The organism is Devosia pacifica, from assembly GCF_014652635.1.
Lineage (GTDB): Bacteria > Pseudomonadota > Alphaproteobacteria > Rhizobiales > Devosiaceae > Devosia > Devosia pacifica.
In genome coordinates, this window is the sequence record NZ_BMZE01000002.1 from 634,818 (window position 1) to 647,234 (window position 12,417).

Annotated in this window: 11 protein-coding genes; 4 read left to right on the forward strand and 7 right to left on the reverse strand. The window is 62.6% G+C overall.

The genetic code is table 11. From position 1 onward, the window contains the following. Positions 1-42 precede the first annotated feature (42 nt). Complete coding sequence (locus IE127_RS10235; RefSeq protein WP_210310470.1) at positions 43-609, reverse strand: fasciclin domain-containing protein; 567 nt, start codon at positions 607-609, stop codon at positions 43-45. Positions 610-745: 136 nt separating this feature from the next. Here IE127_RS10235 and IE127_RS10240 point away from each other — a divergent pair, with 136 nt between their 5' ends. Beyond that, positions 746-1,759 (forward strand): LLM class flavin-dependent oxidoreductase, encoded by a 1,014-nt coding sequence (locus IE127_RS10240; RefSeq protein WP_189425579.1) that lies wholly within the window; start codon positions 746-748, stop codon positions 1,757-1,759. 27 nt (positions 1,760-1,786) lie between these two features. On the opposite strand, the gene leuB is transcribed toward IE127_RS10240, so the two are convergent. The 6 genes from leuB to IE127_RS10270 form a co-directional block, all read right to left on the reverse strand. Next, the gene (gene leuB, locus IE127_RS10245; protein ID WP_189425580.1) at positions 1,787-2,887 is read right to left on the reverse strand and encodes a 3-isopropylmalate dehydrogenase; all 1,101 of its coding nucleotides are present in this window, start codon (positions 2,885-2,887) and stop codon (positions 1,787-1,789) included. A gap of 110 nt (positions 2,888-2,997) precedes the next feature. Continuing rightward, positions 2,998-3,438, reverse strand: a complete 441-nt coding sequence (locus tag IE127_RS10250; RefSeq protein ID WP_189425581.1) for a GNAT family N-acetyltransferase — start codon at positions 3,436-3,438, stop codon at positions 2,998-3,000. 5 nt (positions 3,439-3,443) lie between these two features. Next, positions 3,444-4,049: a 3-isopropylmalate dehydratase small subunit gene (gene leuD, locus IE127_RS10255; RefSeq protein ID WP_189425582.1), complete on the reverse strand. Its 606-nt coding sequence runs from the start codon at positions 4,047-4,049 to the stop codon at positions 3,444-3,446. A 105-nt stretch (positions 4,050-4,154) separates the two neighbouring features. Continuing rightward, positions 4,155-5,591: a hypothetical protein gene (locus IE127_RS19615; RefSeq protein WP_210310471.1), complete on the reverse strand. Its 1,437-nt coding sequence runs from the start codon at positions 5,589-5,591 to the stop codon at positions 4,155-4,157. Positions 5,592-5,696: 105 nt separating this feature from the next. Beyond that, on the reverse strand, positions 5,697-6,644 hold the full coding sequence (locus IE127_RS10265; protein WP_189425583.1) for a DMT family transporter: 948 nt from the start codon (positions 6,642-6,644) through the stop codon (positions 5,697-5,699). A gap of 208 nt (positions 6,645-6,852) precedes the next feature. Further along, positions 6,853-7,782, reverse strand: coding sequence for a tyrosine recombinase XerC (locus tag IE127_RS10270; RefSeq protein WP_189425584.1), 930 nt, complete (start codon positions 7,780-7,782; stop codon positions 6,853-6,855). A 118-nt stretch (positions 7,783-7,900) separates the two neighbouring features. Between IE127_RS10270 and IE127_RS10275 the strand changes: the two genes are divergently transcribed. The 3 genes from IE127_RS10275 to atpA all read left to right on the forward strand — a co-directional run bounded on the left by IE127_RS10275 (position 7,901) and on the right by atpA (position 12,399). After that, the gene (locus tag IE127_RS10275) at positions 7,901-10,099 is read left to right on the forward strand and encodes a primosomal protein N' (protein WP_244640094.1); all 2,199 of its coding nucleotides are present in this window, start codon (positions 7,901-7,903) and stop codon (positions 10,097-10,099) included. Positions 10,100-10,321: 222 nt separating this feature from the next. Beyond that, the gene (locus IE127_RS10280) at positions 10,322-10,864 is read left to right on the forward strand and encodes a F0F1 ATP synthase subunit delta (RefSeq protein ID WP_210310472.1); all 543 of its coding nucleotides are present in this window, start codon (positions 10,322-10,324) and stop codon (positions 10,862-10,864) included. Further along, positions 10,864-12,399: a F0F1 ATP synthase subunit alpha gene (atpA, locus tag IE127_RS10285; RefSeq protein WP_189425586.1), complete on the forward strand. Its 1,536-nt coding sequence runs from the start codon at positions 10,864-10,866 to the stop codon at positions 12,397-12,399. The genes IE127_RS10280 and atpA overlap by 1 nt, the downstream gene beginning before the upstream one ends. Positions 12,400-12,417 lie beyond the last annotated feature (18 nt).

Consider the following 12,417-nt stretch of genomic DNA (forward strand, 5'->3'; position numbering starts at 1 on the left):
ACGCCGGCCCAGTCTCACAGGGAAAAGGGAGGAGGAGGATTATTATTGTGGAACAAGCACGCCGTTGACGACGTGAATAACGCCATTCGACTGATTGACGTCCGCGATGGTGACGCGGGCGACGCCGCCATTCTCGTCACGCACATAGACGTAGCCGTTCTGGACGTAGATGCCGAGCGCATCACCACTGACTGTCGTCACAGAAAACGAGCCGCCATTGGCTTCGGCGCGCTCCATGATGTCCGCCGCGCTCAGCGTGCCGGGGACGACGTGCGCAGTCAGTACCTTAACCAGCTGAGCCTTGTTTTCCGGCATCAGCAGGGTGTCGACCGTGCCCGAGGGCAGATCGCCGAAGGCACTGTTGGTCGGCGCGAATACTGTGAACGGGCCGGGACTTTGCAGCGTGCCCGCAAGATCCGCAGCCTGGACCGCAGCGACAAGAGTGGTGTGGATGGGCGAGTTCATCGCGTTCTCAACGATGTTCATCTGCGCAGACATGGCTGCGCCGCCAACCCGCGGATTTTCCTGTGCGACTGCCGGGCCGGCGATGGCCAAGGCGGCGGTGATTGCAAGTGTACCGAGTATGGATTTCATTTGACGTTCCCTCATTGTAGTTGGCCATAGCTACGGAAGCCGTTGAAAACCGGTTTCGCGAAGACGATCACAGCTGCGTGATCGGAGCCGTAGTTTGAATTCATCGTAAAATTACGATATTTGCGTTCGTAATAGATGAGTAGGACATTGCATGACCGCGCCATTTGAGCTTTCGATCCTCGACCTCGCGCCAATCGCTGAGGGCACGGATACGCCCACCGCGCTTGCTGAAACCGCCCGGCTGGCGCAGACAGGGGAGGCTTATGGCTACACGCGCCTGTGGTTTGCCGAGCATCACGGCATGCCCTCGATCGGCTCGGCCTCGCCCGAGGTGCTGATTGCCAACGCCGCGGCCGCAACCAGGAAAATCCGTGTCGGCTCGGGCGGGGTGATGCTGCTCAATCATGCGCCGCTACGGATCGTCGAGGCCTTCCGCACGCTTGAAGCGCTCAATCCGGGACGGATCGATCTTGGTCTTGGCCGTGCGCCGGGCGGCGATGGCTATGCCATGCGCGCTTTGAGAACGGGTGGCGGCGAAGAGTTTTCGAACTATCTGGCTGAAATGTTGGCTTTCGAAGAAGACGGCTTCCCGAGCGGGCATCCGCTCAGCCGGGTGCGGGTGGCGCCAGGCGGCGTGTCGCTGCCACCGTTATGGCTGCTTGGCTCGTCAGGGGCGAGCGCCGAGGCCGCCGGTCAGATGGGGATGGGCTATGCATTCGCCGCCCATTTCAGCCAGGCCCCGGGTCGCCCCGCTTTCGAGGCCTATAAGCGCGCCTTCACTCCCAGTGCCTCGTTCAGTGCACCGCGAGGGATCGTATGCGTATCGGTAATATGCGCCGAGACCGACGAGGAGGCTGAATATCTTGCTGGCTCGCAGGCTCTGAGCTGGGCGCTGTTCCATTCCGGCGAGCTTCGCAAGCTGGTAACGCCCGAAGAAGCGGCCGCGCATGAGTATACCGACCGTCAGAAGGCGATCATCGCCCAGCAGCGCCCGCTCTGGATCGTCGGGTCCCCCCAGACCGTGAAGGCTGCGATCGAAGAAAAGCAGGCCGAAACCGGCGCCGATGAGGTGATGATCACAACGCAAATGCACTCTTATGAAAAGCGGCGCGAGAGCTTCCGCCTGATCTCCGAGGCGTTCGGGCTTGTCGCAAAGGCGGCGTGAGCCGCGGCAGCGCCGCGGCCCTCGGCATCAGGCCTTGAGCTTGGCCAGGATCGCGGCGCCCATTTCCTCGGTGCCGACGGTCTTGCGATTGTCCTGGGCGATGTCACCAGTGCGCAAGCCATCGGCAAGCACGTCGGCGATGGCGGCGTCGACGCGGTCTGCCAGTTCGATCATGTTGAACGAGTAGCGTAGCGCCATTGCAAAGCTGGCGATCATCGCGATCGGATTGGCAATACCTTTGCCCGCAATGTCGGGTGCGGAGCCATGCACCGGCTCGTAGAACGCCTTGCGCTTGCCTGTCGCCGGATCGGGCGCGCCGAGCGAGGCGGATGGCAACATGCCGAGTGAGCCGGTCAGCATCGCGGCCGCGTCCGACAGGATGTCGCCGAACAAATTGTCGGTCACCATCACGTCGAACTGCTTGGGGTTGCGCACTAATTGCATCGCAGCGTTGTCTGCCAGGATGTGCTCGAAGGCGACATCGGGATAATCCTTGGCAACGCCGCGCACCACTTCGTCCCACAACACGCCGGACTTCATGACGTTCTTCTTGTCGGCCGAGTGCACCTTGTTGGAGCGGGTACGCGCCAGATCGAACGCGACGCGAGCGATGCGGTCGATCTCGTAGGTCTCGTAGACCTGGGTATCGATGGCGCGCTTCTGGCCGTCGCCGAGATCGGTGATCTCCTTGGGCTCGCCGAAATAGACGCCGCCAGTCAACTCGCGCACGATCAGGATGTCGAGACCTTCGACCAGTTCGCGCTTGAGCGAGGAGGCTTCGGCGAGTGCAGGGTAGCAGATGGCGGGCCTGAGATTGGCGAAGACGCCAAGCTCCTTGCGCAGCCGCAACAGGGCAGCTTCGGGGCGATGCTCATAGGGGACATTGTCCCATTTCGGTCCGCCGACGGCGCCGAAGATGACCGCGTCAGCGGCCCGAGCCTTTTCTACGTCGTCCTCGCTGACGGCAACCTGATGCGCATCATAGGCTGCACCGCCGACAAGTCCGTGATCGGTAGAGAAGTCGGTCAGGCCCTCGGCATTGGTCCAGTCGATCAGCTTTTCGACCTCGACCATGATCTCGGTGCCGATACCGTCGCCGGGAAGAAGAAGAAGGGTCTGACTGGCCACTGCGGATCCCCTTGGCATGCCTGTTGAACGTTTCGGCGCGCACTTACAGGCTTTTGCCGGAACGAGGCAAGTCCGATGCGGCGCAAGCCGTTCGGTCACCGGCCTCTGCTTTAGGGTGACGCCACGGTATTCAGGCGCTTGAGGAAGTAGTGACGGCGCGAGCCCTTCGGAAAGCCCTCGATCGTTGCGAACTCTGAAAAGCCATGCCGGCGGTAAAAGTCCGGAGCGCCAAAGGCGAAGGTGTCGAGCCAGATGCCGATCAGTCCGCGCTCACGCGCCCACTGTTCAGCACGCTGCAGCAGAGCGCTGCCGACACCCTGGCCGCGCAGCTCCGGCGGCACCGCAAGATACTGCACGAACAGCCAGTCATAGCCGGCATGCCCGTTGAGACCCCCAATGGTCTCGCCCGTCTCGGCATCGGGGAGCATGAAGCCAACCGGCTGGTAGCCATCGGGCTCAGAGCGCACCGCCGAATTGGCGGTGCGAATGATCTGGCGCAGCACATCGATCTCGCCGGCGCTCGGTGCAAGCGTTTCGCGAATTGTAGCCATTACGGCTACAGCCAGGGGCGCTGCTGCGACATGTCGCTTTCAAAAGAGGCGATCTTGCTGTCGATCTTCAGTGTCGAGGCAATATCGTCGAGGCCTTCGAGCAGGATGTGCTTGCGCGACGGATCGATATCGAAATTGAGCGTTCCGCCATCCGGCCCTGTAATGGTCTGCGCCTCGAGATCGACAGTCAGGGTCGCGTTCGAGCCGCGTTCAGCGTCATCCATAAGCAGCTTGAGCTGTTCCGGTGACACGACGATCGGCAGGATGCCGTTCTTGAAGCAGTTATTGTAGAAGATGTCGGCGAAGCTGGTGGAGATCACGCAGCGAACACCGAAATCGAGCAATGCCCACGGGGCATGTTCACGCGATGAGCCGCAGCCGAAATTGTCACCGGCGACGATAATCTTGGCGTCGCGGTAGGCCGGCTTGTTGAGCACGAAATCCGGGTTTTCCGTCCCGTCCTCATTGTAGCGCATCTCCGAGAACAGCGCCGTTCCAAGACCGGTGCGCTTAATGGTCTTGAGGTACTGTTTGGGGATGATCATGTCGGTGTCGATGTTGATGATCGGCAGCGGCGCGGCCACACCTGTCAACGTCGTGAACTTTTCCATCGCTTCCTCGCCTTTCGCGGTTGCGCCCTGTTTGCAGCGAGAGGCGTGGCGCGGTCAAGATGCTAGAGGACGTCGCGCGTGCATCGCGACGTCCTCAATGTCGGCTCAGCTCTCGAGAAGAACGATGCGCCCTGCCTCATAGAGCATGCGGCAGTCGGCGGCATCGCGCAGTTCATCGCTGTCGAGCAGGATCGAAGCAGCACCCGGACCCTCGAAGCGCGGGTCGTCGCAGATATCATCGTCGGCATAGGTCGAGGTGTTGTCGCCAAAATCGATCCCGGATGAATCGTATGGGGCGCCGGCGACATAGGCGGGGTTGAAGACCGGCTTGATCTCGACTTCGCCGGCATCCGCCAGAGCCTCGCAATCCGTGGCGTCGCTCATCGTGTCGTCGTTGAGCGGCTTTTTCGCCATCCCCGGGCCGGTGAAGCGCGGGTCGTCGCACTCGCCGTCATTGCTCCACTCGCTGCTGTCGTCACCGAAGTCGAAGAGCGACATATCGCCGGCCTCGATCAGGGTGATCGTACCGGCAGAATATGCGGCCTCGCAGTCCGTTGCATCGGACATCATGTCCTCGGCGACCGGGTCGGCGGCCATGCCGGACCCAGTGAAGCGCGGGTCATCGCATTCTCCGTCCCTGGCCCAGATGCTGGTATCATTGCCGAAATCGATATCCGAGCTGTTGCCGCCGGCGATGTCTGAAGCCTCGTCGACAAGGCTGATGCTGCCAGCTTCATAAAGCGTGCGGCAGTCGGTTGCATCGTGCATCCGGTCGGCCTCAACGAGTTCGACGGCCATGCCTTGGCCCTCGAAGCGCGGGTCGTCGCACTCGCCATCATTGGCCCAATTGCCGTCGTCGTCGCCGAAGTCGATATCAGCGGGACGCTGGGCAGGCGTTTCGGGTAGTTGCTCGCTGCCCGTCAGGCGAACCTTTCCCGCCTCGAATAGGGTGCGGCAGTCGCTGGCGTCGGTGCCAATGCCTTGATCGGTCGGGAATAGCGCCATGCCAGCCCCGGTGAAGCGCGGATCATCACACTCGCCGTCGTTCGGCCAATCCCCGGAGTCGTCGCCGAAGTCGATACCGGTGGGGTCCGGGCGGCGAGGGGCAACGGGCTCGTCGTCGGCTGGTGGCGGCGGCGGAGGTGTGACCGCGTTGTCTTCGTCATCGGCGGGCGGCGGAGGCGGGGGTGTTTCCTCCTCTGCGTCCTGGGTTTCCTGCGCTGCATCGACCAGCTGGATCGCACCCGACTCATAGAGCGTCCGGCAATCTGTCGCGTCGTGTCCTAGATCTGCCTCGAGCAGGATTTCTGCAACGCCCTCACCCTCAAAACGCGGGTCGTCGCACTCCCCGTCATTGCTCCAGGCTCCGGTGTCGTCGCCAAAATCAACCGTCGCGTCTGCCTGGGCTAGCAGAATTGCTGCCGGCGATGTCCGCGGCGCGGCAGGATTCTCGGTGCCGAGCGCCAGGACCGGCGTCGCGAGAAGGCCGGCAAGACCCGCTCCGAGTAACAGTTTTCCTACCAGAGTTCGGGGATGGGGCATGGCATGCTCTCCTCTGCCGGGCTGATGTTTTTCACCTGAGTGGCCAAAGCCTACTCCTAGTTTGTGACTGTCAAAAGGGTGCAGTTCAATCGCACTATCGCCGCACTATCGCGCCGCCTGCACACGCCGCTCGGCTCGCCCGAACCAGTAAGCACCGGCAATCACCAGCACCGTGCCGATGGCATGGAATACGGTAAAGACCTCGCCCAGTACCGCGACGGCAATCAACGCGGTAACAACCGGTCCAAGCGCAGCGGTCGAGGCCGTGGCACGCGCTCCGATCCGGGCGATGCCGGCATTCATCAGGAACGACGGCAGAACTGTGCCGAAAATACCGAGGCACAGCCCATACGCCAGAGAGGGCGCGTCGAGTGCCAACAGGCTCCCCGGACCATGCGTTATGCCGTTGTGGAGGATCGCGACGAGGCCGGCGCTTGTCATGCCGATGCAGGTGAAGGCGGCGGAGCCGATGGTGCGCATCTGCCGGCGTGCCAGGTGCTGATAAAGCGCAAAAGTGGTGGCGGCGGCGAGAACCAACGCTGTGCCGGCGAATAGCCCCGCCGGCGCTGCCACGAGATTGTAACTGAAGATCACTGCGATGCCCGCATAGGAAATCACCATGCCGGGCAGGACGGTCCAGCTGAAGCGATCCCCGAACAGCCAGATTCCAAGGATCAGCGTGATGAACGGGTAGGTGAACAGCACCAGCCGCTCATATTGCGCGGAAACGAACTGCAGGCCGAGGAAGTCGAGATAGCTCGAAACGAAATAGCCGAGAATGCCGACCAGGATGGTGATGCCAACGAAGCCGGGCGCCAGAGCCTTATGCAGTGTTGGTAAGCGGCGCAGCAGCAAGAGGAAGACCACGAGGTAGATCGGGATCGCCACCGCCATGCGCAGCGCCAGAACGGTTTCCGTTGGCACACCGTGCGCGTAGGCAAGCTTGATGAAAATGCCCTTGGTCGAGAACAGCACGGCGCCGCCGATGGCGAAGGCATAGCCCATCGGATCGATGACGACGCTATTGGATAAAGGCTCTGCATTCGGTGTCATGGGCTGACCTTGCTGGTTAAGTCAGCCGTCCGGCGCGAGCACATGCGACCCGGGCCTGACGGCCGGGCCGGGGAAACGGACGCCTTGGATTACGGCGTCAAACGTTCGTCCCGGCACCGACTGGTGCCAAGAAGCCAGATCGTAATGCTGAGGATCTGAGCCGAACGCATGGCACTTGGGTATACCGCAGGGGCGGGCAAGGCAAGCGCTATCGGCGCGGGTGGGCCTTGTAGTAGCTGTCGAGCAGGCGCTCCGAATCCACCTGAGTATAGATTTGCGTGGTCGATAGCGATGCGTGGCCGAGAAGCTCCTGGATGGCCCGCAGATCCCCGCCCTTGCTGAGCAGGTGCGTTGCAAAGGCATGACGAAGCGCGTGCGGCGTTGCCGATGCCGGCAGGCCGAGCGCGCCGCGCAGGCGCTGCATCCGCAACTGCACGAGGCGCGGTGACAGCACCCCGCCTTTGGCGCCGCGAAACAGCGGTTCGTCCCGCGCCGGTCGATATGGGGCCATCTGGCGATAAGTTTCGATCGCCTCGCGCACCTGCGGGAGCATCGGCACCATGCGTACGCGTCCGCCCTTGCCGACGACACGCAGGCTGTCCGCCTCGAGGTCCTTCGCAGTCAGCGAAAGAGCTTCGGAAATGCGCAGGCCCGCGCCGTAGCACAAAGAGAGCACCGCAGTATCCCGCGCCGCGATCCATGCGGGCTCCTCGCCATCGCCCGTATCCGCGAGCGCATCGCGCGCCTCGCTTATGGTCATCGGTTTCGGCAAGCCGCGCGGCAGCTTTGGCGTTCGCAGCGTGTTGAACGCTTCCGTGCTGACGATCTTCTCGCGCTCGAGAAATCCAAAGAACGAGCGCAGTGCGGACAATAGCCGGGCGAGCGAACGCGAGCCAAGGCTTTCGGCACGACGTTGCGCCATGAAAGCCCGGATATCGGCGGTGCGCAGATCTGCGAGCGTCCCTAGACCGACAGTGCCACCGGTGTGAACGCTCAGGAATTCGAGGAACTGGTACAGATCTCGCTGATATGCCTCGAGCGTTTTCGGGCTCAGGCGCCGCACCGCCCCGAGTTCTCGGTGCCAGCGGGTGATTTGCGTTTTGAGCGCTTCGTCGGTTGCAAATGCCGTGTCGGTCATGGCGGAAAACTAACACACAGATATTGGTAAACGGTATCGCCGTGCGCGCGATGAGCAATTTCAATCGAGGCGAATTGCATCTGCACGAATCGGGAACAGCACCTATGTTTGGGCTTCAATGAACGAACTCGATCCAAACAGCATGCTGGCGCCACTCGAAGGCGATGTCGTGGCGGTAATGGTGGGCGTGGCAGTCAGCACGCCCTATTCCTATCGTGTGCCCCCGGGGATGGCCGTTCGGCGCGGCTCTATCGTTGCGGTGCCGCTGGGTCCGCGGCTGACGCTCGGCGTTGTATGGGGCGCGCCGCGCGATATGGTTGCGCACAACCGGCTCAAGGATATCGCCCGGCTCTACGAGACGCCGCCGCTGTCCGAGGAATTGCTGCGGTTTGTCGACTGGGTATCGAATTACACGCTCGCGCCACCCGGTATGGTGCTGCGCAGCGTCTTGCGCAGCACCGAGGCGCTTGAGCCGGAACGCCCGATTACAGCCTATCGCCTGAGCGGGCATGAACCCGAACGGATGACCGATGCGCGGCTTCGCGTTCTCTATACGCTCGCCGATGGCCTTGCCTGGGCAAAGCCGGCGATCATCGGAGCCAGCGGTGTCTCGGCGTCAGTTGTCGATGGCCTTGTGCGGGCCGGGGCGCTCGAAAAGATCGAATTGCCTCCACCGCCGGCAGTCGAGCCCCCCGACCCGGATGCCAATGGTGCGAGCCTTAGCCCCGATCAGGCTGCTGCGCTGGCGCAGATTCGGCAGCTCGAGACCGACAGGTTCGGCGTTGCGCTGCTCGATGGTGTCACCGGCGGTGGCAAGACCGAAGTCTTCTTCGAGGCGGTGGCGGATACGCTGCGGGCCGGGAGGCAGGCGCTGATCATGCTTCCAGAAATTGCCCTCACGCATACGTTTCTCGAGCGCTTCACCCGCCGCTTCGGCACACGGCCGGCGGAATGGCATTCCGACATGACGCCGGTGCAGCGGGCGCGGGTCTGGCGCGGTATTCTCAAGGGCGAGGTGCGAGCGGTGGTGGGGGCGCGCTCGTCGCTGTTCCTGCCGTTCCGGGAATTGGGGCTTGTGGTGCTCGATGAAGAGCATGACGGCGCCTATAAGCAATCGGATGGTGTCAATTACCACGCCCGCGACATGGCGGTGGTACGGGCCAATCTGGCCGGCGCCCGCGTCGTCCTGTCCTCTGCGACACCATCGGTCGAATCCCGCAACAATGCCGATCAGGGGCGGTATCGGCACGTGGTGCTAACATCGCGCTTCGCCGAGGCAACGCTGCCCGACATCACGGCGCTCGACATGCGAACGGACGGGCCGGCAAAAGGTGAGTGGATCGCGCCGCAATTGGCGCGCCAGATTTTCTCGACGCTGGAGCGCGGCGAGCAGGCGCTGCTGTTTCTCAATCGGCGCGGCTATGCCCCGGTGACGTTGTGCCGTGCGTGCGGACACCAGTATCAATGTCCGGATTGCGACGCCTGGCTGGTCGAGCACAGGTTCCGCGGCGTATTAATGTGCCACCATTGCGGGCGCGAACAACGCATTCCGGATAGCTGCGGCAAATGTGGGGCCGAAGACACGCTCGTGCCCGTCGGGCCGGGGATCGAGCGCATCGCCGAAGAAGCCGCAGCGCGCTTTCCGGATGCCCGGCGGGTAATCCTTTCATCGGACATGGGAACCAACAGCCAGCTCAAGTCGCGATTCTCAGAGATCGAGCGTGGCGAGTATGACCTCATTATCGGCACGCAGCTGGTCGCCAAGGGTCACCATTTCGACAAGTTGACGCTTGTGGGGGTGGTCGATGCCGATATCGGGCTGGCGCACGGCGATCCGCGCGCTGCGGAAAAGACGTTCCAGATTCTCACGCAGGTTGCCGGGCGGGCCGGGCGCAGCGTGCGGCACGGCCGGGCGTTCTTGCAGACCTATCACCCTGAGCACCCGGTGATGCGGGCCATGGTGACGGGCGATCGCGAGGCCTTCTACCGCCACGAACTGCAGAGCCGGCAGGCCGGTGGGTTGCCGCCATTCGGCAGGCTGGCGGCGCTGATCGTTTCCGCCAATGAGCACGACGCGGCCATGGGCTACTCGCGCCACCTGCTGTCGGTGGCGCCGATGGCCGAAGGCGTCAGGCTATTCGGTCCAGCAGATGCGCCGGTAGCCATGGTGCGTGGAAGGCACCGAGTGCGGCTCCTCGCGCAAGGGCCGAAGGGATTGGATCTGTCCGGATATATGCGTTTCTGGCTGGAACAGGCGCAAAGGCCGACCGGCAACCTCAAGGTGCAGGTCGATATCGACCCGATGAGTTTCTTTTGATTGTCATGTGTGCGACAAACTCGACAGCGCAAGCGACTGGCAAAGTCTTGCGCGCGCAGACAAGCTTGTGATAGAGCGAGCGCGACTTTGAGGGGGTCCCCGGACGGCCCCCCATCAAGAACAAGACCGAAGCGTCAGCGACCGCCCGGATTCCAGTGACTACGGGTGGATGCGCGGGCAGGCAACCAAGAGGGTGATGCGGCATTGGCAGCGCAGAAATCAGTGCTTGTACAAATAGCGCGGCCATATGCGTCGGCGCTTTTCGACGTCGCCCGGAGCGAGAACCAGCTGGCTTCGGTGGAAACCGCGCTCAGTGATGTCTCGAGGCTCCTGGGCGAAAGCGAAGACTTCTCGACTTTTCTGAAGTCACCAGCCATCACCACCGAGGCCAAGGCTTCGGCGATGAACACGATTATCGAGCGCTCGCAGACCAATCCGCTCGTCGCCAACGTGCTGCGCCTGATGGCGCGCAATGGCCGGTTGTTTGTGCTGCCGCAGATGATCGAGGCTTTCAAGGCGATGGCTGCGGAATCGCGCGGCGAGATCACCGCGGATGTCACCTCGGCATCGCCACTCAATGACGGCCAGGTCAGCGCCCTGCGGGATGCGCTCGCCGCCCGCGTCGGCAAGTCCGTCACGCTTAATCAACATGTCGATGCGTCTCTGATCGGTGGCCTTCAGGTCAAGATCGGCAGCCAGATGATCGACTCTTCGCTCAAAACCAAATTGTCTGCGATGAAGATCGCCATGAAAGAGGTCGGGTAATGGACATTAAAGCCGCGGAAATCTCTGCGATCCTCAAGGACCAGATCAAGAATTTCGGCCAGGAAGCCCAGGTTTCCGAAGTCGGTCAGGTGCTCAGCGTCGGTGACGGTATCGCCCGCGTTTACGGGCTCGACAAGTGCCAGGCTGGCGAGCTCGTTGAGTTCCCCGGTGGCATCCGGGGCATGGCGCTCAACCTTGAAGAAGACAATGTCGGTGTCGTGATCTTTGGCGACGACCGCTCGATCAAGGAAGGCGACACCGTCAAGCGGACTGGCGCCATCGTTGATACGCCGGTGGGCAAGGGGCTGCTCGGCCGCGTTGTCGACGGTCTCGGTAATCCGATCGACGGCAAGGGCCCGATCGAGCACACCGAGCGTCGCCGCGTCGACGTCAAGGCACCGGGCATTCTGCCGCGCAAGTCGGTGCACGAGCCGATGTCGACGGGCCTCAAGGCCATCGACGCGCTGATCCCGATCGGGCGCGGCCAGCGCGAGCTGGTCATTGGCGACCGTCAGACCGGCAAGACCGCAATCCTGCTCGACAGCTTCCTGAACCAGAAGCCGGCACACCAGGCTGATGCTTCCGAGAGCGAGAAGCTCTACTGCATCTACGTGGCCGTCGGTCAGAAGCGTTCGACTGTCGCGCAGTTCGTGAAGCAGCTCGAAGACAACGGCGCTCTCGAATACTCCGTCGTCATCGCCGCTACGGCGTCCGATCCGGCGCCGCTGCAGTACATCGCGCCGTTCACCGGCTGCGCCATTGGCGAGTATTTCCGCGACAACGGCATGCACGCGCTGATCGGCTATGACGATCTGACCAAGCAGGCTGTCGCCTATCGTCAGATGTCGCTGCTGCTGCGCCGTCCGCCGGGCCGCGAAGCTTACCCGGGTGACGTGTTCTACCTGCATAGCCGCCTGCTCGAGCGCGCTGCGAAGCTGAACGAAGATCATGGCCTCGGCTCGCTCACTGCGCTGCCGGTCATCGAGACGCAGGCGAACGACGTGTCGGCTTACATCCCGACCAACGTGATCTCGATCACCGACGGTCAGATCTTCCTCGAGACCAATCTGTTCTTCCAGGGCATCCGTCCTGCCGTGAACGTCGGCCTCAGCGTGTCGCGCGTTGGCTCGTCCGCCCAGATCAAGGCGATGAAGCAGGTTGCCGGCTCGATCAAGGGCGAGCTGTCGCAGTACCGCGAAATGGCGGCATTCGCTCAGTTCGGCTCGGACCTCGATGCCGCGACGCAGCGTCTGCTCAATCGTGGCGCGCGTCTGACGGAGCTGTTGAAGCAGCCGCAGTTCTCGCCGCTCAAGACCGAGGAACAGGTGGCGGTGATTTATGCCGGCGTTAACGGCTATCTCGATGATCTGCCGGTCAACAAGGTCAACGATTTCGAGCAGACGGTGCTGTCCACCATGCGCTCGAAGCACGCCGACCTGCTGTCCTCCATCGCCAAGGAGAAGCAGCTCACCGACGATATCCGCAGCCAGCTCAAATCGGCACTCGACGCCATCAAGAAGAGCTACGCGGCCTAAGGCGACGGGAGAGACTGA

Excerpts from the sequence above, each read along its gene's own strand:
- IE127_RS10270 (WP_189425584.1), bottom strand. The coding sequence starts at position 7,782 with ATGACCGACACGGCATTTGCAACCGACGAAGCGCTCAAAACGCAAATC.
- atpA (WP_189425586.1), top strand. The coding sequence starts at position 10,864 with ATGGACATTAAAGCCGCGGAAATCTCTGCGATCCTCAAGGACCAGATC.
- IE127_RS10265 (WP_189425583.1), bottom strand. The coding sequence starts at position 6,644 with ATGACACCGAATGCAGAGCCTTTATCCAATAGCGTCGTCATCGATCCG.
- IE127_RS10240 (WP_189425579.1), top strand. The coding sequence starts at position 746 with ATGACCGCGCCATTTGAGCTTTCGATCCTCGACCTCGCGCCAATCGCT.
- IE127_RS10250 (WP_189425581.1), bottom strand. The coding sequence starts at position 3,438 with ATGGCTACAATTCGCGAAACGCTTGCACCGAGCGCCGGCGAGATCGAT.
- IE127_RS19615 (WP_210310471.1), bottom strand. The coding sequence starts at position 5,591 with ATGCCCCATCCCCGAACTCTGGTAGGAAAACTGTTACTCGGAGCGGGT.
- IE127_RS10235 (WP_210310470.1), bottom strand. The coding sequence starts at position 609 with ATGAGGGAACGTCAAATGAAATCCATACTCGGTACACTTGCAATCACC.
- IE127_RS10275 (WP_244640094.1), top strand. The coding sequence starts at position 7,901 with ATGAACGAACTCGATCCAAACAGCATGCTGGCGCCACTCGAAGGCGAT.
- leuD (WP_189425582.1), bottom strand. The coding sequence starts at position 4,049 with ATGGAAAAGTTCACGACGTTGACAGGTGTGGCCGCGCCGCTGCCGATC.